Origin of the sequence: Paraburkholderia sp. MM6662-R1 (genome assembly GCF_050436245.1) — a bacterium.
Taxonomy (GTDB): Bacteria; Pseudomonadota; Gammaproteobacteria; order Burkholderiales; family Burkholderiaceae; genus Paraburkholderia; species Paraburkholderia tuberum.
On the sequence record NZ_JBNDLV010000001.1, the window covers coordinates 1,154,585 to 1,176,073 of the forward strand.

A 21,489-nucleotide genomic window follows, 5' to 3' on the forward strand; every position below is an offset into this window, starting at 1 on the left:
TTGATCGTCAAGTTTGCCGATTACAGTGCATCAGCGCGCCGCATGTCACGCGACGGGTGTTAAATCGAACGCGCGTCCGCATCAATGGGCATGATTGGGCATCAGTCGGGCTCGCCGCGCGCTTCGCGGTGCGTATATTTATGCTTGATGTATCGATGTGAACTGCCGGGCTGTTTGCGGCTATGATTGTGCCCCGTGGGCAGCCGCCCGGCTGGCGGCACGCCGGCCCAGTCCCACCGGCCAGCCACACCGTCTAACACTCGAACTCCCGGAGGGCATCGAATGGTACTGGGGTGGCTCGTCCTACTTCCGTTCATGGCCGCGGCGCTCATTGCGCTCACGAGGCCGCGCGCCGCCGCGCTCTGCACCTGGATCGCGTTCGCGACGGCGCTGTTCGGCTGCGCGCTGCTGCTGAGCGAGCGCGTGGGCATGGGCGACCACGACGTGCTGCAATGGCGCCATGAGTGGATGCCCGACATCGGCCTCGCGCTGTCGCTGCGCCTCGATGGCCTCTCGTTCATGTTCGCGTTGCTCGTACTCGCGATCGGCCTGCTCGTCTTCATCTACGCACGCTACTACCTCGCCGGCAGCGATTCGTTGCCGCGTCTGTACCTGCTGCTACTGCTCTTCATGGGCGCGATGCTCGGCATCGTGCTGTCGAACAACCTGCTGCTGCTCGTCATCTTCTGGGAACTGACGAGCCTCGTCTCGTTCCTGCTGATCGGCTTCTGGCCATCGCGGCCCGACGCAAGGCGCGGCGCACGCATGGCGCTCACCATCACCGGCGCGGGCGGTCTCGCGCTGCTTGCGGCCGTGCTGTTGCTCGGCCACGTATGCGGCAGCTACGAGCTGAACGACGTGCTCGCCCAGCTTGACAAGGTGCAGCACGATCCGCTCTACCCGGCCATTCTGCTGCTCACGCTGTTCGGCGGCGTTCACGAAGTCGGCGCAGTTTCCTTTTCACTTCTGGCTACCGCACGCGATGTCGGCGCCTACACCCGTGTCGGCCTATCTGCATTCGGCGACGATGGTGAAGGCCGGCGTGTTCCTGCTCGCGCGTCTCTATCCGGTTTTCGAAGGTACCCACCTATGGGCGTACACGGCGACAGTGGCCGGGCTCGTCACGCTGGTGGGCGGCGCGGGGATGGCGTTGTTGCAGCGCGATCTGAAGGGCCTGCTCGCCTATTCGACCATCAGCCATCTCGGCCTGATCGTGCTGCTGTTCGGCCTCGACACGCAGCTCTCGACTGTCGCCGCGCTCTTTCACACGGTCAACCACGCGGTGTTCAAGGCGTCGCTCTTCATGGCCGCGGGCATCGTCGATCACGAAACCGGCACGCGCGATCTGGGCCGTCTGCGCGGCCTGCGCAGGTACATGCCGCATACGGCCGTGCTCGCGAGCGTCGCGTCGCTGTCGATGGCCGGCGTGCCGCTGCTCAACGGTTTTCTCTCGAAGGAAATGTTCTTCGGCGAAACACTCGCGCAAAGCATGTTCGGGCCGCTGAACCTCGCCGTGCCGGTCATCGCGATCGTGGCGGCGGCGCTCTCCGTGGCGTACTCGCTACGTTTCGTCTGGGGCGTGTTTTTCGACGGCGAGACGCCGCGCGATCTGCCGCACTATCCGCCGCACGAGGCGCCGCGCTTCATGCGGCTGCCGGTCGAGATTCTCGTGGCGCTGTGCCTGCTGATCGGCCTGTTCCCGCAGCAAAGCATCGGCAGGCTGCTCGAGTCGGCCGCGTGGGTCACGCTCGGCGGCAAGTTGCCCGACTACAGCCTGAGCCTGTGGCACGGCGTCAATACGCCGCTCGTGATGAGCGCGGTGTCGTTCGCGGCGGGTGCGGCGCTCTTTTTCCTGCGCCGCAATGCGTTCCGCCACCGTCGCACGGCGCTCACCGAGTTGAACGCCAGCGAAATCTTCGACCGCTTCGTGCAGCGTCTCGAACAGTGCGCCGGCGTGATCGTGCGCTTGTTCGAGACGCGCTCGCTGCCGGCCTACCTCGCATGGATGATCGCGGCGATGCTGATCGTGCCGGGCGTGCCGCTCGTCGCGCTCGACACCTGGAGCGGCAGCCACACGCGCCTGCCGCCCGATCCGTTCACGCTGGGCGGCCTCGTGCTGATGGCGTTGCTCGCCGTCGGCGTGGTGTGCGTGCGTGCGCGCACCCTTTACGCGCTCGTGATGCTGAGCACCTGCGGCCTGCTCGTGTCGCTCGCCTTCGTGCGCTTCTCCGCGCCCGATCTCGCGCTCACGCAGATCTCCGTCGAACTGGTCACGATCCTGCTGCTCGTGCTGGCCGTCTATTTCCTGCCCGCGCTGCAACGCGCCGTCGAGCCGCTCCCCGTCCGGCTGCGCAACGGCGTGCTCGCGCTCGCGGGCGGCGCGCTGCTCGGCGCCGTGTCGTACAGGATCATGACGAGCGCGCCGCTGCCAGGCATCGCTCCGTACTTCCTCGCCAATGCGCTGCCCGGCAGCGGCGGCCACAACGTCGTCAACGTGATCCTCGTGGATTTCCGCGGCTTCGACACGATGGTCGAAATCAGCGTGCTCGTGGTCGCGGGGCTCGCCGTCAAGGCGCTGCTGCGCGGGCTGCGCCTGAAGTCGCCCGATGCGGGGCCGGATGGCCGGCCATGGTCGTCGCAATCGCATCCGCTGATGCTCGCGATCCTCGCCCGGCTGATGCTGCCGCTCACCGTGCTCGTCGCCGTGTTCGTGTTCCTGCGCGGCCACAACCTGCCGGGCGGCGGCTTCATCGCGTCGCTGATCCTCTCGATCGCGTTGTTGCTGCAGTACGTCGCGAGCGGGGTGCTGTGGACCGAGTCGCGCATCCACCTCAACTACCGCGCGCTTGCGGGCTTCGGCATTCTGATCGCCGCGGCCACGGGGCTCGGCAGTCTCGCGTTCGGCCAGCCGTTTTTGACCAGTGCGTTCGGGCACCTGCACGTGCCGCTGATCGGAGAGATCGAACTGTCCACGGCGATGCTGTTCGATCTCGGCGTAACGGGCGCGGTGGTCGGCACGACGCTCACGATCGTCTCGCACCTCGGCGTACGCGACAAGGACATGCAGTCCGTGGAGAAAAGCTGATGGAAGCCGCCTTTGCCATCGCGATCGGCGTGCTTTGCGCGTGCGGCATCTACCTGCTGCTGTGCGCACGCGTGTTGCCGGTGATTCTCGGCATCACGCTGTTCTCGTATGCGATCAACCTGTTCCTGCTCGGCATGGGCCGGCTTGCGATCGGCAAGCCAGCGGTCATCGCGGCGGGGGCGCAATACGTCGATCCGGTGCCGCAAGCGCTCGTGCTGACGGCCATCGTGATCGGCTTTGCAATGACGGCCTTCACCGTGGTGCTCGCGCTGCGCTCGTTTTCGATCACGGGCAACGATCACGTCAATGACGAGGAGACGCGCGTCGAATGAACCACGTTCTCCTGCTCCCGATCCTGATTCCGCTCTTTTCCGCGGGCGTCATCGTCGTGCTGCCGCTGCGCGCGAAACGCCTGCAACGCGCGCTGAACGCGCTCGCCATCATCGCGCTGCTGCCCGTCGCGTGCCTGCTGATGGCGCGCGCCGCGCAAGGCGAGATCGCCAGCTACGCGCTCGGCGCATGGCCGGCGCCGTTCGGCATCGTGCTGGAACTCGACCGGCTCGGTGCGCTGATGCTGGTGCTCACCGCCGTGCTGGCGGTCTGCTGCCTGCTCGGCACCTCGAGCGAGGACGCGAGGCGCGGCCGCTATTTCCGTGCGCTGTTCCAGTTCGAGCTGATGGGCCTGAACGGCGCCTTCCTCGCGGGCGATCTCTTCAACCTGTTCGTGTTCTTCGAGCTGCTGCTGATCGCGTCGTACGCGCTGCTGCTGCATGGTGGCGGCGCGCGACGGGTGCGCAACGGGCTGCACTATCTGTTGATGAACCTCGTCGGTTCGTCGTTCTTTCTGGTCGCGATCGGCGTGCTCTACGGCGTCACGGGCACGCTCAACATGGCCGACATGGGCGAACGTCTGGCGCGTCTCGGGCCGGAGTCGCTGCCGCTCGCGCAGTTCGCGGGCGCGACGCTGATGCTCGTGTTCGGCCTCAAGGCCGCCGTGTTTCCGATGTCGTTCTGGTTGCCGCAGGCCTACCGCAGCGCCATCGGCCCGGTGGCCGCGCTGTTCGCGATCATGACCAAGGTCGGCATCTATGCGATGCTGCGCTGCGACGCGCTCGTGTTCGGCGCGGCGGGCGGCGTGCTCGATACGTTCATGCATCAGTGGGCGTGGTGGCTCGCGATCGCGACGATCGTGTTCGGCGCGCTGGGCGCGTTGGCGGTGTCGAGTCTCAAGACCACGACGGGCTATCTCGTGCTGGTTTCGGTGGGTCTGCTGATCGCGGCGATCGCACTACAGACGCCGCTCGCATGGAGCGCGCTGCTCTACTACCTGATCAGCACGACGCTCTGCACTGGCGCGCTGTTCCTGCTCGCCGACACGCTCGAACCCGAGCAAGCCCCGACCCCGCACGCCGCCCATGCCGCCGTTTCCGCCGATGCCAATTCGATCGAGCCCGGTTCGCTCGAAGCGCTCGACGACGCGGCCGCGGCGGCCATCTCGCCCGCCCCGGACGGCGAAGCGGTGGCGACGCTGGCGCGGATGCAGCCGCTGCAGGTCGAGACGGCCGGCGCGCTCGCCGTGCTGGTCGGGGAACCGGCTCACACCGAAGCCGAAGCTACGGTCGAAGCGGTGCCGCGCACGCATGCACCGTGGCCGTCGAACCTCGCCGCGCTGCTCTATCTGATCGCCGCGGTGGGCGCCGCGGGCCTGCCGCCGCTGTCCGGGTTCCTCGGCAAGGCGATGGTGCTGGCCGCCACGCCGCTCGGCGCGGCAGTCGTGCTATGGCCGGCCGTACTGCTGTCGAGCCTGCTCTCGATCGTCGCGCTGAGCCGCACGGGCACGCGCCTGATGTGGGCCGCGCCGGCCGCGCGCGCCGCCGCCGGCAAAGAGGAGCGCGCACCGCGTGGCAGTAATGCGAAGCTCGCCGCCTGCGCGGTCCTGCTCGGCTGTGTCGTGGCCATCACGCTCGGCGCCGGCGCGGTGCGGCACTATCTCACCGATACGGCGACACAGCTATTCGATCGCGCCGCCTACGTGCACGCGATCCTGCCCGCGGCGCGCTCCTCGCCACCAGCGGCCGCCGCGACCACGGCCGACGCACAGGGGAACTGACGATGTTGAAAAGGCTCTTCCCCCACCCGTGGCTCGCGGTCTTGCTGATCATCTGCTGGGTGCTGCTGATGAACGACGTCTCGCTAGGCAATCTGCTGCTCGGCGCCGCGCTCGGCTACGTGATCTCTTTTCGCGTCGCCGAAGGCTTGTGGCTGCGACCGGTGCGCTTCGGCCGACCGTGGCTGCTCGTGCTCCTCGCCTGGCATGTGTTGGTCGATATCATCGTGGCCAACGTCGAGGTCGCGCTGCTCGTGCTCGGCCCGACGCAGCGGATGCGCCCGGCGTTCATCGAAGTGCCGCTCGACAGCACCCACGAGATCGCGCTCACGGTGCTCATCAGCGTGATCTCGCTGAGCCCGGGCACGCTGTGCGCCGAACTCAGCGACGACCGCACGCGCCTCTCCGTGCACGTGCTCGATCTCGGCGACGAAGCGGCACTCATCGCGCTCATCAAGTCCCGTTATGAAGCCCCATTGATGGAGATCTTCGCATGCTAGCCATCGTGATTCCGATCTCGCTCGCGATCCTCGGCATCGCGTTCCTGCTCGCGCTGTGGCGCCTCGTGCGCGGGCCGTCGCTGCCCGATCGCATCGTCGCGCTCGACACGCTCAACATCAATGCGATCGCGTTGATCGTCGTGTACGGCATCAGCTTGCGCTCGACGGTGCTCTTCGAGGTTGCGCTTCTGATTGCCGTGATGGGTTTCGTGGGTACCGTCGCGCTCACCAAGTATCTGCAGCGCGGCGACATCATCGAACTCAACTAGCGTGGGGTATGCCGATGGAAACTTTTGTCGAAGCGATCGTTTGTTTGCTGCTGCTGGCCGGCAGCCTGTTCACGCTGGTCGGGGCGGTCGGGCTCGCTCGGCTGCCCGACTTCTTCATGCGGCTGCACGGTCCGACCAAGTCGACCACGCTCGGTGTGGGCGGCATCGTGCTCGCGTCGGTGGTGTATTTCAGCGCGCATAACAACTTCGCGAGCCTGCATGAGTTGCTGATTCCGGCGTTTCTGTTTCTCACCGCGCCGATTAGCGCACATATGCTGGCGAAGGCTGGGATTCAGCAGGGAGTGACGTTGTCAGAGGCGACGCGGGGGCGGCCGCCTGTTACGGGCGCTTGCGCGGAACGGGGGAATACGGGGGAGTTGCGGGAGAGGGATGAGGGGTGATGTGGTAAACAGCACCGTTCAGGAAACTAAACTTGTGTGTAGAATCGACGTTAACAACGATGTGACAGCCCCTTAAAACCCAACCCCGAAGGAGATTCTATGGTCATGAAAGGAAAGACCGGGAACATCCACGGAGTCGAAGTCAAGGCCCGGGCAGGCGTACAGCTCCCGACAACAAAGGTCAATGCAACCTCCGCGGATGGTCGTAAGCAGATCCTCAATGCAGCCAAACGCGTGTACGAACAGCATCATGCTGTCATTCAAGCGCTGGCAAAGAGATGATTCTTGATGCGGGTATGGTCGTGATCGTGCACGACTTTATTCTCTCCCGCGAACCAGGACTCGTTGGCACGACGAACAGGGGCACCTTGGAGGGTGCCCTTGGTCGTATTGAGAACCGCATTCACTATGGCGGACTGGAGGATGTCTTTGAGATCGCCGGGCTTTACGCAGAAGCGATCGCGCGCGGACACGCTTTTTCGGATGCCAACAAGAGGACGGCGCTGGTTTCGGCGTTAACCTATTTGCTTATTGAAGGGTACGCAGTCCGTCGTACTCAGGCGCTCGAAGAGATCATGGTTGACGTGGCTGAAGGCAGGCTTGACTACCAGGATCTCGCAAACATATTTTCTTCTCTTGCCTCGCCGATCGAACTGCCAGAAAGCCTTAGGCATAGGCCTCAATGAGCCCCGCCCCGAGCGGGGCTTTTCATTTGTTCCCCGGTAAGTCTCTTTGTCGAGCCGAGCCCCGGAAAACCCCGACCTGTGTTGTTCGTAGACGACGCATCGAAATGGCCGCCGGCGGGTGGGAAATTGCACCGCGTGCACGCGTGTGGGTACTGGTGCGGGTAGAAACGAAAAACGGGCCGAAAGGCCCGTATTCATTGGATGTCCTGGCGGAGAGAGGGGGATTCGAACCCCCGATAGGCTATTAACCTATACACGCTTTCCAGGCGTGCGACTTAAACCGCTCATCCATCTCTCCGGCGGGGAGCCGAATTATAGCAAACTTCGCGCCCTGCGCCACACCCTGGCCAAAGCTCCGCGCAAACCGCCTACGGATGCCGGATATAGTCGACCAGCGCGATCGTATAAGCGTCCGCCTTTCGATCGAGCAAACTCACCCCGATCGCCACGAGAAAACCCGCCGGCACACCGAACACGCCCGAACTGATCGGCTCGATGCCAAACCAGCGCGCACCCGTGAATCCCGTCAACTGCGTGAAGAACGGATACGTCGACACAATGTAGTAAATGCACACGACAAGCCCCGCGACCATCCCCGCCACCGCGCCGAGCCGCGTCGTGCGTTTCCAGAACACGCCGAGCACGAGCGCCGGAAACAGACTCGACGCCGCCAGCGAAAACGCCGCCCCGACCAGAAACAGAATATTCCCCGTATTCAGCGACGCCACGTACGACGCGAACAATGCGACACCCAGCAGCAGAATCTTCGAGATCGTCACGCGCCGCTGGCTCGACGCGTTCGGATCGACCATGTGGTAGTACACGTCGTGCGATAGCGCGTTCGCGATCGTCAGCAGCAGACCATCCGCGGTCGATAGCGCCGCCGCGAGCGCCCCCGCCGCGATCAAGCCCGACATCACATACGGCAGCCCCGCGATCTCGGGCGCCGCGAGCACGACCATATCAGGCTGCATCTGGATCTCGCTCCAGCGCACGATACCGTCGCCGTTCGTATCGGCGAGGCTGATCAGGCTCGGTTCGACCTTGCGCCATTGCATCAGCCACTGCGGCAGATCGGCGAAATGATGGCCGACCAGATTCGACAGGATCTCGTACTTGATCAGCACCGCCAGCACCGGCACGGTCAGATAGAACAGCGCGACGAAAAAGAGCGTCCAGCCGACCGAGCGCCGCGCCGACGCCACCGAAGTCGTCGTGTTATAGCGCGTCAGGATATGCGGCAGGCTCGCCGTGCCAAGCGACAGACACAGCAGCAGCGATAGAAAGTTACGCGCGTGCGTGCTCCGGTCTTCCTCACCGACAGCAGGAAACGGTTCCTGCATCGGCACCGGCGCGCTCGCCCGCATCAGCATGTCGTCTCGCTTCTGACTCCAGACGATCTGCGCGGCGGCGGCATCGCGCGGAAACTGTTCGAGCGCGCGCTCGCGCTCCTTGATCTCGCGCAACGGACCGTTATGGCGGCGCAGATCGCCGACCTCCTGCGTGAGCCGCTGCTTTTCCTCGATGAACGATTGCGGCAGCGTATCGAGCCGCAGTTGCATCAGCGCGGCGCGGCGTCGATAGTCGTCGCGCACGCGCTCCTCGAGCGGCGCGTCGCGCACCTGTTTCTCGAGCCCTTCCATGCGCTGCATCAGGCGCCCATAGCTGAATTGCGGCACCCAGCCGAGGCCGTCCTTGTGCGCGATCATCGATACCGGTATCAGCATCGCGAGGATCAGGATGACGTACTGCGCGACCTGGGTCCACGTAACGGCACGCATGCCGCCCAGAAACGAGCACACCAGAATGCCCGCGAGCCCGCAGAAAATGCCGACCGTGAAATCGACGCCGATAAAGCGCGTCGCGATCAGGCCGACGCCCTGGATCTGCGCGACCAGATAAACGAACGAGCAGAGGATCGCGGCGAGCGCCGCAAGGCCGCGCACCGCGTTGCTCGAATAGCGCGTGCCGAGAAAATCGGGAATCGTGTAGCGCGCGAGCTTGCGCACATACGGCGCGAGCAGGAACGCGACGAGGCAATAGCCGCCGGTCCAGCCCATCAGGTACGCGAGGCCGTCGTAGCCGGTCGCGTAGATCGAGCCGGCCAGACCGATGAACGACGCGGCCGACAACCAGTCGGCCGCGGTCGCCATGCCGTTGAACGCCGACGGCACGCGCCGCCCCGCTACATAGTATTCGACCAGGTCGGACGTGCGCGACAGCACGCCGATCACCGCATACACCGCGATCGGCACGAACAGGAACACATAGCCGATCCACACCCCGGGACCGGTGCTGCGCTCGATGCGCCACATCACGTAGACGAACAGCAGAAAGCCGAGCGTATAGAGCGCGTACGAGCGGATCAGCCGATGCGTGAGCTTCATCGGCTCAGCGCCCGCGCGCGGCCGGCGCGGCCTTGCCGATCGCGACGTCATCGTTCGCGCCGGTGGTGGAATCCGCGGCGGGACCACTTGCCGCATCGCGCTGCGAATCCGCTTCGAACGCGTGCTGCAACTGACGATCGGCGCGCTGCATCAGCACGATATAGACGACGATCAGCGCGAGGTAGATCAGGATCGCGCCTTGTGCGCCAAAGTAGAACGGCAGCCTGAAGCCGCCTGCGTGCACCTGCGCGAGCGCGGGCGCCAGCAATGGCACGACGAAGGAGACGAAGAAGCCAAGCGTCATCAGCACCGCGATCAGCGCGAGGTTGAAACGCCAGTACTTGCGATGCGCGAGCGCCATCGCCGCCGAGACCGGTGGCGGTTCGGGCGGGGGGTTCAACCTGGCGTGGGAGGATAGGTGCGGCGCGGCCATGCGCCTATGTATCAAAAAGGCATCGGCGAGGCAATCGGGATTGTCCGCGCAACGCCGTGACGTAAGCCGTCCACTCGAATAACGGTTCTGCGCGGCGTGCCCACAAGCGTGTCGATCGACACGCCGCCGCCGTCCGCGCAGACCCGCTTACAACGCTTTAAATCGACTCGCCGAGCTGATCGAGAATCGCCGGGTTTTCCAGCGTCGACACGTCCTGGGTGATTTCCTCGCCTTTCGCGAGCGAACGCAACAGACGACGCATGATCTTGCCCGAACGCGTTTTCGGCAGGTTCTCGCCGAAACGGATGTCCTTCGGCTTCGCGATCGGACCGATCTCCTTGCCGACCCAGTTGCGCAGGTCGTTCGCGAGCTTCACGGCCTCTTCGCCTTGCGGACGTGCACGCTTGAGCACCACGAACGCGCACACCGCCTCGCCGGTCGTCGCATCGGGGCGGCCCACCACGGCGGCTTCCGCGACGAGCGGATTGGCCACCAGTGCCGACTCGATCTCCATGGTGCCGAGACGATGGCCCGACACGTTCAGCACGTCGTCGATGCGGCCCATGATCGTGAAGTAGCCGGTCTCCTTGTCGCGCACCGCGCCGTCGCCGGCGAGGTAGAGCCTGCCGCCGAGCTCGTCGGGGAAGTAGCTCTTCTTGTAGCGTTCCGGATCGCCCCACACGTTGCGCAGCATCGCCGGCCACGGGCGCTTGATCACCAGAATGCCGCCCTGCCCGTTCGGCACGTCCTGCCCGGTTTCGTCGACGACCGCGGCCATGATGCCCGGCAGCGGCAGCGTGCACGAACCCGGCACGAGCGGCGTCGCGCCCGGCATCGGCGCGATCATGTGGCCGCCGGTCTCGGTCTGCCACCACGTATCGACGATCGGACAGCGGCCGCCGCCGACGTTCTCGTAGTACCACACCCACGCTTCCGGATTGATCGGTTCGCCGACCGTGCCGATGATGCGCAACGTCGACAGGTCGTAGCTCTTCGGATGCACTTTAGCGTCGGCCTCGGAGGCCTTGATCAGCGAGCGGATCGCAGTAGGAGCCGTATAGAACAGCGTGACCCTGTGCTTCGCGATCATCTGCCAGAAGCGCCCGGCGTCCGGATAGGTCGGCACGCCCTCGAACACGACCTGGGTGCCGCCAAGCGTGAGCGGCCCGTACGTAATGTAGCTGTGGCCGGTGATCCAGCCGATGTCGGCGGTACACCAGAACACGTCGGAGGGGCGCCAGTCGAAGGTCCATTTCAGCGTTTGCGCGGCCCACAGCAGATAGCCGCCGGTGCTGTGCTGCACGCCCTTCGGCTTGCCGGTCGAGCCCGACGTATAGAGGATGAAGAGCGGATGCTCGGCGCCGACCCATTCGGGCGCGCACTGGTCCGACTCGGCCTGTGCGAGTTCGTGCATCCACAGGTCGCGCCCTGCGTCCCACGCGACCTTGCCGCCGGTGCGCTGGTACACGATCACGCTCCTGACCTTCTCGCAGCCGCCGAGCGCGAGCGCTTCGTCGGCGATGTTCTTCAGCGGCAAAGCCTTGCCGCCGCGCATCTGTTCGTCGGACGTGATCAGCGCGACCGCGCCGACGTCGACGAGCCGCTCGTTGAGCGACTTCGACGAGAAGCCGCCGAACACGACCGAGTGCGTCGCGCCGATCCGCGCGCACGCCTGCATCGCGACGATGCCCTCGATCGACATCGGCATATAGATGACGACCGGGTCGCCTTTCTTCACGCCGCGTTTTTTCAGCGCATTCGCGAAGCGCGATACGCGTTGCAGCAGATCCTGATAGGTGACGTTGGTGACGCTACCGTCGTCGGCTTCGAACACGATCGCGACGCGCTCGCCGTTGCCGGCCTCGACGTGACGGTCGATGCTGTTATACGACGCGTTCAGCTGGCCGTCTCCGAACCACGTGTAGAACGGCGCCTTCGATTCGTCGAGCACCTTCGTAAACGGCTTGTGCCAACTCAGCGTCTCCTTCGCGAGACGCCCCCAGAAGCCTTCATAGTCGCGCTCCGCTTCGGCGGCGAGCGCCCGGTACGCGTCCATGCCGGAGATCGTGGCACCCTTCGCAGTGTCAGCGGAGGGCGGAAAAACGCGGCGTTCCTGAAGAACCGATTCAATCGCAGACATCGACAACCCCTTGGTGAAGATGAAACGTAAAACCTGTACCGGCGCGCGGCGCGCGCGGGCCTTATCCTGTTCGAGCCGCCACGAGCGGCGCTGTCTCCCACCTCGCGATACCGTCGAACGCGCGTGCGTGCGGCATCGCAACATCCGTGCATGCGGGCGCCCTGCGCGATCCTATTCCGCGTCAAGGCTTAACCATAAGCGCTGCAACTTACCGGCCACTTACGCGCATCGTGTTGATCTGCAAGCGAAAACCCTTAGATCCCGCCAGCCATCGATGCAGTTACGTGTTGATCAGACGAGATGCGCGCGAAAAAGATCGCCCGTTCTACAGAACCTTCTACGCTCACTCGCAGCACATTGCATACCGGTGATGCGAACTCGACGCACCGCCAGCACGCCCGCTTTCGCACCCTTATGCTCTCTCGTACGGCCTTTTACAATGCTAACTGAACTAGCCGTCCGCGCAGCGTGCCGCCGATCGCATCGTAATTCCGGTGTGGCGGGCGCTGCCCGCCGCAAAGCAGCAGATTCGACCGACGCTGTACAATGGCGCGCCTGACGCGAGTCTCGCGCCCCTTCGGTGGCCGCGCCCCGCACCGCCGTCGGCGCCTGGCCCCCTGTTCCGTCACCCGCGCTTCATCTGACCGTTGCCTATGTCCGCTTCGCGACCCGCCTGCGCCCGTCCGCGCCGCCCCATGCGCGCGCTGCCCCGCCTCGTTTTCGTGAGCCGCTGGCTGCAGGTGCCGCTGTACCTCGGGCTGATCGTCGCGCAGGCGGTCTACGTCGTGCTATTCCTGAAGGAAGTCTGGCATCTGGTCACCGACTCGTTGAAGCTCGACGAAACGCACACGCACCCCAAACATTTCGAAGGGCCCGCGGCATTGCACGCCGTGGGCGGCATCAAGGTTTCCACTCCCATGAAGGCGCAAGACTGACCGCACCGTGCTGCGATCCGACAACAAGCGCCACTCCCCACTGAGCTAGCCATGACCGTCATCAAACAGGAAGACCTGATTCAGAGCATCGCTGATTCGCTGCAGTACATCAGCTACTACCATCCGCTCGACTACATCGAAGCGCTCGGCCGCGCGTACGAGCTCGAACAGAGCCCCGCAGCGAAGGACGCGATCGCGCAGATCCTGACCAACAGCCGCATGTGCGCCGAAGGCAAGCGCCCGATCTGCCAGGACACCGGCATCGTCACGGTGTTCGTGAAGGTCGGTATGGACGTGCGCTGGGACGGCGCGACGATGAGCGTCACCGACATGATCAACGAAGGCGTGCGCCGCGGTTATCTGAATCCGGACAACGTGCTGCGCGCATCGATCGTGAGCCCGCCCGAAGGCGCGCGCAAGAACACCAAGGACAACACGCCGGCCGTGATCCACTACGAGATCGTGCCGGGTAACACCGTCGACGTGCAGGTCGCGGCCAAGGGCGGCGGCTCGGAGAACAAGTCGAAGTTCGCGATGCTGAACCCGTCGGACTCGATCGTCGACTGGATCCTGAAGACCGTGCCGACGATGGGCGCGGGCTGGTGCCCGCCGGGCATGCTCGGCATCGGCATCGGCGGCACCGCTGAGAAAGCGATGGTGATGGCGAAGGAATCGCTGATGGACCCGATCGACATTCAGGACGTGATCGCGCGCGGCCCGAAGGACTGGATCGAAGAGCTGCGCGTCGAGCTGCACGAGAAGGTCAACGCACTCGGTATCGGCGCGCAGGGCCTCGGCGGTCTGTCCACTGTTCTCGACGTGAAGATCATGGCCGCGCCGACGCACGCCGCATCCAAGCCGATCGCGATCATCCCGAACTGCGCGGCGACCCGCCACGCGCACTTCACGCTCGACGGTTCGGGCGTCGCCAAGCTCGAAGCGCCGTCGCTCGACGCATGGCCGAAGGTGCACTGGGAACCGAACACGGAAACCAGCAAGCGCGTCGACCTCAACACGCTGACGCCGGAAGAAGTGGCGGGCTGGAAGCCGGGCCAGACGCTGCTGCTGTCGGGCAAGATGTTGACGGGCCGCGACGCCGCGCACAAGCGCATCGCCGACATGCTCGCGAAGGGCGAGAAGCTGCCGGTCGATTTCACGAACCGCGTGATCTACTACGTCGGCCCGGTCGATCCGGTGCGCGACGAAGCGGTCGGCCCGGCGGGCCCTACCACTGCGACGCGGATGGACAAGTTCACCGAGACGATGCTCGCGCAAACGGGCCTCATTTCGATGATCGGCAAGGCCGAGCGCGGCCCGGTCGCGATCGAGGCGATCAAGAAGCACCAGGCAGCGTATCTGATGGCCGTCGGCGGTGCGGCGTACCTCGTGTCGAAGGCGATCCGCAGCGCGAAGGTGCTCGCGTTCGAAGACCTCGGCATGGAAGCGATCTACGAGTTCGACGTGCAGGACATGCCGGTCACGGTCGCCGTCGATTCGAACGGCACCTCCGTGCACCAGACCGGCCCGAAGGAATGGCAAGCCAAGATCGGCAAGATTCCGGTCGCCACGGCTTGATGAGTCGCGATTAACGCTACTCAGGTCAGTCGAAAAGCCGGGGCCGCGATCCCGGCTTTTTCTTTCCGTGCGTCATGCACGCGCAAGGCGCCGCACGCACGAGGCCGCCAACGCCGCCAACAGTTGTATCGGATCTCTTGGCTTTTTTGGACATGGCGTTTATTGTTGTTGGAAATTCAAGGTTCCCGAAAAAGGAAATAACATGCAAGGCGACAAGAAGGTCATCGAATATCTGAACGCGCAGTTGAAAAACGAACTGACCGCGATCAATCAATATTTCCTGCATGCCCGAATGTACGGCCACTGGGGCCTCGACAAGCTCGGCAAGCACGAGTACGACGAGTCGATCGGCGAAATGAAGCATGCCGACATGCTCATCGAACGGATCTTCATGCTCGACGGTCTGCCGAATCTGCAGGACCTGCACAAGCTGCTGATCGGTGAGGAAACCAAAGAGATCCTCGAATGCGATCTGAAGCTCGAACAGATTTCGCAAGGCACCTGCAAGGAGGCGATTGCCTACTGCGAATCGGTGCGCGATTTCATCTCGCGCGAAATCTTCACGAAGATTCTCGACGACACCGAAGAGCACATCGACTGGCTCGAAACCCAGCTCGATCTGATCGACAAGGTCGGTATCCAGAACTACCAGCAAAGCGCGATGGGCTCGGTCGAGTCCTGATCGAAGCACGCTGAAGCATCCCGCGCGGTAGCGGCACGACGCCTGCCCAGCAGGCATTCGCGCCGGACCGTACCGCACGGGCGATATACTTGCGCGCTTGTTCGCGCCTCACCGTGGTTTCACCCTTTTCGCCGACCGCCACTTCCCGCTCGTTTTTTTCGCCTATGCCCGCCCCTTCGCCGTCCCCGACTGTCCGCAGTGTTGCCGCTGGCGCCGCGTCGCAGGCGCCGATCGGCATTTTCGATTCGGGGCTCGGCGGCCTGTCCGTGCTGCGCGCGGTGCGCGCGCAACTGCCTGACGAGGCGTTGCTGTATGTCGCCGATTCGCTGTACGCGCCCTACGGCGAGCGCGACGACGACTTCATCACCGACCGCACGCTGGCCATCGGCGAATGGCTCGCCGCACAAGGCGCGAAGGCGCTCGTGGTCGCATGCAATACGGCGACCGCGCAGTCGATCGCGCTGGTGCGCGAAAAGCTGCCGATTCCGCTCGTCGGCGTCGAGCCGGGTGTCAAGCCCGCCGCGCTGCAATCGAAAAGCCGCGTCGCCGGGGTGCTGGCGACCCAGGCGACACTGCGCAGCGCCCGCTTTCAGGGGCTGCTCGAACGCTACGCCGCCGACTGCCGCTTTCTGTGCCAGCCCGGCCACGGGCTCGTGCAGGCGGTCGAGCGTTGCGACGTCGGCTCGGCCGAGCTGCAGGCACTGCTGCGCAGCTACCTGGAACCGATGCTCGACGCGGGCGCCGACACGCTGGTGCTTGGCTGCACCCATTACCCCTTTCTCGACGCGGCGATCCGCGACATCGTCGGCGAGCGGCTCGCGCTGATCGACACGAGCGTGGCGATCGCGCGTCAGCTCGAACGCGTGCTCGAGCAGCACGGCCTGTGCGCCGCGGCGTCGGCCGGGGGCACGCCGCTGCCGCGCTTCTATTCCACCGACGACGGCATCCATCAGCAGCAACTCGCCGCCACGCTGCTGCGGATCGAGGCCGCGGTCGAGCAGGTATCGATACCGTCGGGCCGCACGGCCGCATCGGATTCTCGCGCCGCCTAGCGCCGGCAATCGGCGCGCGCCCCGCCCTTCCTGCCGACGAAATCCATTCTAAGAGTCTGGTTTTGTTACAAAAAATCGCACGGGACGCTTGCCAAACGAACCAAACAAAATGATAATAATTCGCATTAACGTTAGCTATCACGCCTGCCATGATCGTCTGTGTCTGCAAATCCGTATCCGACCGCACAATCCGCTCCTCAATTGCGGACGGCATCGACTCGTTCGACGAGTTGCAGTTTGAACTCGGCGTCGCCTCGTGCTGCGGCAAATGCGAGGAATCCGTGCGTGACGTGATGCTGCAAAGCGGCGTGTGCGCGAGCCGTTGCGGCGTGGTCGAGCATCGGCAGGTGCAGAGCGTCGCCGAGGTCGTGCAAGTCGCGTTCTACGAGCGCAAGGCAGCCTGAGCTCAGCTAGCAGGGCCGGTGCAGGCCGTGTCGGTGCGTCTAAAAGCCCCTCTGCTTCACGCACGCTTTATGTAGCGCTCCGATGCGACGTTGAATGTGCCGCACGTCTGCAACACAACCGCAGTACTGTCCGCCGTACTGCGTTATCCCACTGCCGTCAGCAAGCCAGTACTCGTACCAGCCAGCTACCCCGCTCCCCCTTCGAAAGGAGTTCGAGATGGAATTGCTGATTGGTTTCGTGACTACTTTGTTCATTTCGCTGCTGATTTTCCGAACATGACGATGCCCTGTTTGACGCGCCGCCCGCACGGTGCGCTGCCACACTGACCATGCAGGCTCCGCGTCCCGTTTCCGCCCGCGCCACGCTGGCGTCGTCCACCCGACCGAATTCCCGCGCGCTGACAGCCACTGCCATAGTCGCCGCGGTTCACGTCGCTCTGCTCGCCGTGATCATGACGCTGCGTCACGAGCCTGTGCCGGTCGCGCTCGAATCGCACATGATGACCGCCGAACTGCTGCCGCCCGCGCCGCTCGCCGCGCCGGTCGCGCTGCAATCGATCGCTCCGCCGCCGCCCCGGCCAACGCCGCCCGTCCATACAAGACCGAAAGCCCAGCCGAAGCCGACTCCGACGCCCAAGCCGACGCCAACTCCGTTGCCACAGGCCGCTGCGCCATCGCCGACGCCGGTCGCGGCGCCCGATCCGACGCCGGCCGCGCCCGCTGCGCCCGCGACACCGCCCACCGCGGCAGCGCCCGCGATCGGCAAGCCCACGATGGAAATCAGCGCGCCGAAAAACGTGTCGCACCTCGATTGCAATATCAGCCAGCCCGAATACCCGGCTCTATCGCGGCGCCGCGGCGAATCCGGCACCGCGTACGTGCACTTCGTCGTCGGTCTGACCGGCAAGCTCGAGAACATCGAGTTGAAGAAAAGCAGCGGCTTTAGCCGTCTCGACGACGCGGCCTTGGCCGCCGTACGCGCGAGCGCCTGCAAACCGTATCTCGAGAACGGCGAGCCCGTCAGGGCCGCGTACACCCAGCCTTTCAACTTCAATCTGACCGACTGAAGCAAGATTTCAAAAACAAGGGATTGCAATGCAAAACTACGGATTGGCACACGTGTGGGCGCAAGGGGATTTCGTGACGCGCGGTATCGCGCTCGCGCTATTGATCATGTCGGTGATGTCGTGGAGCGTGATCGTCGTCAAAGGCTGGAACGTGATGCGCCTGAAGCGCCTGACGAAGAACGCCGAGCAGGCGTTCTGGCATTCGGACGACCTCGCCGACGGCGTGAAGAAGCTCGGCGGCGGCGCCTCGACGCCGCATGACAACCCGTTCCTCGCGCTCGCGCTGTCGGGCCAGGAAGCGGCCGACCATCATCACCAGACGCAGCCGCATCTGCACGACCGCATGGACGTGTCGGACTGGATCACGCGCTGCCTGAAAGACACGATGGACGAAAGCGTCGCGCGCATGCAGAGCGGTCTCGCAATTCTTGCGTCGATCGGCAGCACCGCGCCGTTCGTCGGCCTGTTCGGCACGGTCTGGGGCATCTATCACGCGCTGCTCGCGATCGGCGCGAGCGGCCAGTCGTCGATCGACCAGGTCGCCGGCCCGGTCGGCGAAGCGCTGATCATGACCGCGTTTGGTCTGTTCGTCGCGATTCCGGCCGTGCTCGGCTATAACGCCCTGACGCGCGCCAACAAGGCGATCGTCGCGAAGCTGAGCCGCTTCGCTCACGGCCTGCATGCGTTCTTCGTGACCGGTGCCCGTCTGTCGTCGACCAGGCGCGGCGACGGCCTGCGTCTCGCAACCCGCGCCAACTGATCGACGAGGCATTCCAATGGCAATGAGCCCTTTCGCCGGAGACGATGACGACGGCCTGTTGAACGAGATCAACATGACGCCGCTCGTCGACGTGATGCTGGTTCTGCTGATCGTCTTTATGGTGACGATTCCGGTGATCCGTCACGCGGTCAAGATCGATCTGCCGCACGCGAGCAGTCAGAGGGAAGACACGAAGCCCGCGCAGGTGACGGTGTCGATCGACGCGGACGGCAACGTGCTGTGGGACAGCACCAAGGTCGACGATGCGGCGCTCGCCGCGAAGATCGCCGCGGCCGCGCAGGCGAGCCCGCAGCCGGAGTTGCATCTCGATGCGGACCGCAAGGTGCCGTACGAGAAGGTCGCTCAGGTGATGTCCGCCGCGCAGGCTGGCGGACTGACGAAGATCGGTTTCGTCACGCAGCCCAAAGCGAAGTAAACGGTAACGTGGCACGCGGAGCGGCAAGCGGAGCAGCGCGCTCGTCCACGGGAACACCCCTTTAAACAGGGCCAAAAAGTAAAAGGCCCTCATCGTCGGATGAAGGCCTTTTTTTGTGCGCACTTGGCGCCTTCGGGCGGCGGGATCATTTGCCATCGGCCGAAGACTGATAGCTTTTATCACCGCATGCGAGGGCCGTGGTCGACACGGACAACGCGGTCAGCCCTATCAGGCCCGCTATGATAGCGGCCATGAGTTTTCGCATAGGACACTCCTTAGCGAAAGGGATTTCACTATATGCCTGTGTGCGCGCGCATTCAAGCAAACGACCATTGAAAGTAATCATGACAGGCCGCGCTTAAATGCTAAAAACGATTTCCGAAGCGCGCTAGCGGCCCGCGGCGCACCGTGCCCCCTTAAGTTGCCACAGAGCCTTATGAAACCGCCGCCGACGCAGCGGAGGACGCCCTCGCCACCGATCCCTGCGCCACCGCTTTTTCGGCGCGCTCAGGACACTCGCCGATGATGTGCTTGCCCTCATCCGGATCGAGCATCTCGACCAGATAATCGACGAACGCGCGCACGGCCGGCACCATCCCCTGACGCGACACGAACACCGCGTACAACTGCGGCGTCGGAAAACTCCAGCCCGGCATCACGGGCGACAGTTGCCCCGCTCTCAACGCGGCTCCATACATCATCTCCGGCAATGCGGCGATGCCGACGCCGGCGAGCACCGCCTCGCGAATCGTCATCAGATCGGCGGTCACGAGGCGCGGCTCGTGTTCGTGAGCATGGCGCGTGCCGTCGGGCGAGATCAGGTTGTACACGTGGCGGCCGTCGCTCGTCGGCACGTCGAGTGTTTCGAAGCGGTTCAGGTCGCCCGGCGTCAGCGGCGGCGCATTCTGTTGCAGCAGGCTCGGCGCGCCGACCAGCATCTGCTCGGTGCGCCACAGCGGCCGCACGACGATGTTCGCGTTTTCCGGCGGATCCGAACGCACGCGCAGTGCGACGTCGATCGAATCCTCGAACAGATCGACCACGCGATTCGTCACGCGCATCACGACACGCACCTCCGGAAAGCGGTGCATGAATTCCGGCAGGATCGTCGACAGAATCGTCTGCGAGATCGTAACCGGCACGCTGACACGCACCGTGCCGCGCGGCGACGAGCGCAGTTGCTGCACGACATTGACCGCCGCCTGCGCTTCGCTGAGCATCGCCTGACAGTGCTGGTAGAACAGCTGCCCCGCTTCGGTCAGTGCGAGCTTGCGAGTGGAACGCTGCAACAGGCGCACGCCGAGCGACGCCTCCAGCTCCGTGAGCCGGCGCGACAGGCGCGACTTCGAGATGCCCAGCACCCGCTCGGCGGCCGAAAATCCGCCATGTTCGACGACCTGCGAAAAGTACATGAGGTCGTTCAGATTGTGTGAATCGATCTTCATCTCATCGTTCCATGAATAGAACAATCCATTGCTGAGGGACGGCTGGCACCGCCAAAAACGGTCCCTATAATAGCCCCATGTTTCAGAAATCGCGCTATTCCCCATTTTTCGAGGTGATATTGATGACTACGTCACGCACGATCGAACGCACGTTCCCGTCGGTTCGCACAGTGGAGGGCGGCGGATTCATCGTTCATCGACCGTTTCCGACGCGTCTGCTGATGGACTTCGATCCGTTCCTGCTGCTCGACGAAATGGGGCCGGTCGACTATGCGCCAGGCGAGGCCATCGGCGCGCCCGATCATCCGCATCGCGGCTTCGAGACGGTCACCTATGTGCTCGAGGGCCAGTTCGGCCACAAGGATTCGGCGGGCCATTCCGGCACGCTGCACGCCGGTGACGTGCAATGGATGACCGCGGGCGCGGGCGTCGTGCATAGCGAAATGCCGGACCCGGAATTCACGCGCACCGGCGGTCGCGTGCACGGCCTGCAGCTATGGGTGAACCTGCCGCGTCGCGACAAGATGATCGCTCCGCACTATCAGGAAATCCCGTCGACACGCATTCCGGCCGCGACGTCCGAAGACGGTCAGGTGCGCGTGAAGGTCATCGCGGGCGAAGCGCTCGGCGTCAAGGCCGCGATCGAAACGCGCACGCCGATCCTGTATCAGCATTTCTCGTTGCAGCCGGGCGCGACGATCCGCCAGCCGGTACCGGCCGACTATCGCGTGTTCGCGTATGGGCTGTCCGGCAAGGGCGTGTATGGCGAAGGCGACGCGCGCGCGGACATCGACGCGCGCACGATGGTGGTGTTCGCCCACGACGGCGACGCGGTGACCATCACGGCCGGCGACGAACCGCTCGAAGTGCTGCTGGTCGGCGGCGTGCCGCTGAAGGAACCGGTGGTGCGCTATGGCCCGTTCGTGATGAATACCGAAGACGAGATCCGTCAGGCGGTGATCGACTATCAGGCCGGGCGAATGGGCGCGATCACGCACTGACAGGCGAGCGCCTGCCGCGCGTTTGTCACGCCTGTCGGCGCGAGGCGAAGCTTGCCACCAGCCACGCGCGCAGCCAAATCATCCACCACGGGCCGCGAACGCCGGTAAATTCGTTCACAATAAC

General features: G+C 64.5%; 19 protein-coding genes, 1 tRNA gene and 2 pseudogenes. 17 read left to right on the top strand and 5 right to left on the bottom strand.

Annotation, left to right across the window (positions count from 1 at the left end; translation table 11 throughout):
* Nucleotides 1-282 precede the first annotated feature (282 nt).
* From OKW39_RS05430 to OKW39_RS05465, 8 genes and pseudogenes are all read left to right on the top strand, one after another.
* A pseudogene (locus OKW39_RS05430) lies at nt 283-3,085 on the top strand (monovalent cation/H+ antiporter subunit A).
* Complete coding sequence (locus tag OKW39_RS05435) at nt 3,085-3,417, top strand: Na+/H+ antiporter subunit C (RefSeq protein WP_429356923.1); 333 nt, start codon at nt 3,085-3,087, stop codon at nt 3,415-3,417. The pseudogene OKW39_RS05430 and the gene OKW39_RS05435 overlap by 1 nt, the downstream one beginning before the upstream one ends.
* Nucleotides 3,414-5,195 (top strand): monovalent cation/H+ antiporter subunit D, encoded by a 1,782-nt coding sequence (locus tag OKW39_RS05440; RefSeq protein WP_429562243.1) that lies wholly within the window; start codon nt 3,414-3,416, stop codon nt 5,193-5,195. The genes OKW39_RS05435 and OKW39_RS05440 overlap by 4 nt, the downstream gene beginning before the upstream one ends.
* Before the next feature lie 2 nt (nt 5,196-5,197).
* Nucleotides 5,198-5,692 (top strand): Na+/H+ antiporter subunit E, encoded by a 495-nt coding sequence (locus tag OKW39_RS05445; protein WP_429562244.1) that lies wholly within the window; start codon nt 5,198-5,200, stop codon nt 5,690-5,692.
* Nucleotides 5,686-5,961: a K+/H+ antiporter subunit F gene (locus OKW39_RS05450; protein WP_018418609.1), complete on the top strand. Its 276-nt coding sequence runs from the start codon at nt 5,686-5,688 to the stop codon at nt 5,959-5,961. Before OKW39_RS05445 ends, OKW39_RS05450 begins: the two co-directional genes overlap by 7 nt.
* An 8-nt stretch (nt 5,962-5,969) precedes the next feature.
* On the top strand, nt 5,970-6,362 hold the full coding sequence (locus OKW39_RS05455) for a Na+/H+ antiporter subunit G (RefSeq protein ID WP_429361788.1): 393 nt from the start codon (nt 5,970-5,972) through the stop codon (nt 6,360-6,362).
* Between the two features lie 105 nt (nt 6,363-6,467).
* The gene (locus tag OKW39_RS05460) at nt 6,468-6,644 is read left to right on the top strand and encodes a hypothetical protein (RefSeq protein WP_429562245.1); all 177 of its coding nucleotides are present in this window, start codon (nt 6,468-6,470) and stop codon (nt 6,642-6,644) included.
* Nucleotides 6,641-7,048, top strand: coding sequence for a type II toxin-antitoxin system death-on-curing family toxin (locus tag OKW39_RS05465; RefSeq protein WP_429562246.1), 408 nt, complete (start codon nt 6,641-6,643; stop codon nt 7,046-7,048). Before OKW39_RS05460 ends, OKW39_RS05465 begins: the two co-directional genes overlap by 4 nt.
* A gap of 207 nt (nt 7,049-7,255) precedes the next feature.
* Here OKW39_RS05465 and OKW39_RS05470 read toward each other — a convergent pair.
* From OKW39_RS05470 to acs, 4 genes are all read right to left on the bottom strand, one after another.
* Nucleotides 7,256-7,346: transfer RNA gene (locus tag OKW39_RS05470), tRNA-Ser, on the bottom strand.
* Nucleotides 7,347-7,416: 70 nt separating this feature from the next.
* Nucleotides 7,417-9,435 (bottom strand): sodium:solute symporter family protein, encoded by a 2,019-nt coding sequence (locus OKW39_RS05475; protein ID WP_429562247.1) that lies wholly within the window; start codon nt 9,433-9,435, stop codon nt 7,417-7,419.
* A 4-nt stretch (nt 9,436-9,439) separates the two neighbouring features.
* Nucleotides 9,440-9,868: a DUF4212 domain-containing protein gene (locus OKW39_RS05480; RefSeq protein WP_429336066.1), complete on the bottom strand. Its 429-nt coding sequence runs from the start codon at nt 9,866-9,868 to the stop codon at nt 9,440-9,442.
* Nucleotides 9,869-10,025: 157 nt separating this feature from the next.
* Entirely contained in the window at nt 10,026-12,008 is a 1,983-nt protein-coding gene (gene acs, locus OKW39_RS05485; protein ID WP_429361792.1) for an acetate--CoA ligase, read from the bottom strand.
* A 695-nt stretch (nt 12,009-12,703) separates the two neighbouring features.
* On the opposite strand from acs, the pseudogene OKW39_RS05490 reads away from it, so the two are divergent.
* The 8 genes and pseudogenes from OKW39_RS05490 to OKW39_RS05525 all read left to right on the top strand — a co-directional run.
* Nucleotides 12,704-12,856, top strand: a pseudogene (locus OKW39_RS05490) (YqhA family protein); the annotation flags it as partial.
* A gap of 138 nt (nt 12,857-12,994) precedes the next feature.
* A complete protein-coding gene (locus tag OKW39_RS05495; protein WP_090803861.1) occupies nt 12,995-14,518 on the top strand; it encodes a fumarate hydratase in 1,524 nt (507 codons plus the stop codon).
* 202 nt (nt 14,519-14,720) lie between these two features.
* Nucleotides 14,721-15,200 (top strand): bacterioferritin, encoded by a 480-nt coding sequence (bfr, locus tag OKW39_RS05500; RefSeq protein ID WP_018418627.1) that lies wholly within the window; start codon nt 14,721-14,723, stop codon nt 15,198-15,200.
* Nucleotides 15,201-15,364: 164 nt separating this feature from the next.
* Nucleotides 15,365-16,252 (top strand): glutamate racemase, encoded by an 888-nt coding sequence (murI, locus tag OKW39_RS05505; protein WP_429562248.1) that lies wholly within the window; start codon nt 15,365-15,367, stop codon nt 16,250-16,252.
* Between the two features lie 149 nt (nt 16,253-16,401).
* A complete protein-coding gene (locus OKW39_RS05510) occupies nt 16,402-16,656 on the top strand; it encodes a (2Fe-2S)-binding protein (protein ID WP_090803857.1) in 255 nt (84 codons plus the stop codon).
* Between the two features lie 329 nt (nt 16,657-16,985).
* The gene (locus OKW39_RS05515; protein ID WP_429562249.1) at nt 16,986-17,723 is read left to right on the top strand and encodes an energy transducer TonB; all 738 of its coding nucleotides are present in this window, start codon (nt 16,986-16,988) and stop codon (nt 17,721-17,723) included.
* Nucleotides 17,724-17,751: 28 nt separating this feature from the next.
* Complete coding sequence (locus tag OKW39_RS05520; RefSeq protein WP_018418631.1) at nt 17,752-18,483, top strand: MotA/TolQ/ExbB proton channel family protein; 732 nt, start codon at nt 17,752-17,754, stop codon at nt 18,481-18,483.
* A 16-nt stretch (nt 18,484-18,499) separates the two neighbouring features.
* Complete coding sequence (locus tag OKW39_RS05525; protein ID WP_429562250.1) at nt 18,500-18,919, top strand: ExbD/TolR family protein; 420 nt, start codon at nt 18,500-18,502, stop codon at nt 18,917-18,919.
* 434 nt (nt 18,920-19,353) lie between these two features.
* Here OKW39_RS05525 and OKW39_RS05530 read toward each other — a convergent pair whose 3' ends face one another.
* Nucleotides 19,354-20,364, bottom strand: a complete 1,011-nt coding sequence (locus OKW39_RS05530) for a LysR family transcriptional regulator (protein ID WP_429361799.1) — start codon at nt 20,362-20,364, stop codon at nt 19,354-19,356.
* Nucleotides 20,365-20,486: 122 nt separating this feature from the next.
* Between OKW39_RS05530 and OKW39_RS05535 the strand changes: the two genes are divergently transcribed.
* Nucleotides 20,487-21,365 carry a pirin family protein gene (locus tag OKW39_RS05535; RefSeq protein WP_429562251.1) on the top strand — a complete coding sequence of 293 codons (879 nt, stop codon included), beginning with the start codon at nt 20,487-20,489 and terminating at the stop codon, nt 21,363-21,365.
* The last annotated feature ends 124 nt before the right edge of the window (nt 21,366-21,489 follow it).

What these genes read in the sequence shown, in the direction of transcription:
- OKW39_RS05460 (WP_429562245.1), top strand. Translation starts at nt 6,468, where the DNA reads ATGAAAGGAAAGACCGGGAACATCCACGGAGTCGAAGTCAAGGCCCGG.
- OKW39_RS05535 (WP_429562251.1), top strand. Translation starts at nt 20,487, where the DNA reads ATGACTACGTCACGCACGATCGAACGCACGTTCCCGTCGGTTCGCACA.
- OKW39_RS05455 (WP_429361788.1), top strand. Translation starts at nt 5,970, where the DNA reads ATGCCGATGGAAACTTTTGTCGAAGCGATCGTTTGTTTGCTGCTGCTG.
- OKW39_RS05525 (WP_429562250.1), top strand. Translation starts at nt 18,500, where the DNA reads ATGGCAATGAGCCCTTTCGCCGGAGACGATGACGACGGCCTGTTGAAC.
- OKW39_RS05510 (WP_090803857.1), top strand. Translation starts at nt 16,402, where the DNA reads ATGATCGTCTGTGTCTGCAAATCCGTATCCGACCGCACAATCCGCTCC.
- OKW39_RS05495 (WP_090803861.1), top strand. Translation starts at nt 12,995, where the DNA reads ATGACCGTCATCAAACAGGAAGACCTGATTCAGAGCATCGCTGATTCG.
- OKW39_RS05450 (WP_018418609.1), top strand. Translation starts at nt 5,686, where the DNA reads ATGCTAGCCATCGTGATTCCGATCTCGCTCGCGATCCTCGGCATCGCG.
- acs (WP_429361792.1), bottom strand. Translation starts at nt 12,008, where the DNA reads ATGTCTGCGATTGAATCGGTTCTTCAGGAACGCCGCGTTTTTCCGCCC.
- OKW39_RS05435 (WP_429356923.1), top strand. Translation starts at nt 3,085, where the DNA reads ATGGAAGCCGCCTTTGCCATCGCGATCGGCGTGCTTTGCGCGTGCGGC.
- OKW39_RS05465 (WP_429562246.1), top strand. Translation starts at nt 6,641, where the DNA reads ATGATTCTTGATGCGGGTATGGTCGTGATCGTGCACGACTTTATTCTC.
- bfr (WP_018418627.1), top strand. Translation starts at nt 14,721, where the DNA reads ATGCAAGGCGACAAGAAGGTCATCGAATATCTGAACGCGCAGTTGAAA.
- OKW39_RS05530 (WP_429361799.1), bottom strand. Translation starts at nt 20,364, where the DNA reads ATGAAGATCGATTCACACAATCTGAACGACCTCATGTACTTTTCGCAG.
- OKW39_RS05520 (WP_018418631.1), top strand. Translation starts at nt 17,752, where the DNA reads ATGCAAAACTACGGATTGGCACACGTGTGGGCGCAAGGGGATTTCGTG.
- OKW39_RS05440 (WP_429562243.1), top strand. Translation starts at nt 3,414, where the DNA reads ATGAACCACGTTCTCCTGCTCCCGATCCTGATTCCGCTCTTTTCCGCG.
- murI (WP_429562248.1), top strand. Translation starts at nt 15,365, where the DNA reads ATGCCCGCCCCTTCGCCGTCCCCGACTGTCCGCAGTGTTGCCGCTGGC.
- OKW39_RS05445 (WP_429562244.1), top strand. Translation starts at nt 5,198, where the DNA reads ATGTTGAAAAGGCTCTTCCCCCACCCGTGGCTCGCGGTCTTGCTGATC.
- OKW39_RS05475 (WP_429562247.1), bottom strand. Translation starts at nt 9,435, where the DNA reads ATGAAGCTCACGCATCGGCTGATCCGCTCGTACGCGCTCTATACGCTC.
- OKW39_RS05515 (WP_429562249.1), top strand. Translation starts at nt 16,986, where the DNA reads ATGCAGGCTCCGCGTCCCGTTTCCGCCCGCGCCACGCTGGCGTCGTCC.
- OKW39_RS05480 (WP_429336066.1), bottom strand. Translation starts at nt 9,868, where the DNA reads ATGGCCGCGCCGCACCTATCCTCCCACGCCAGGTTGAACCCCCCGCCC.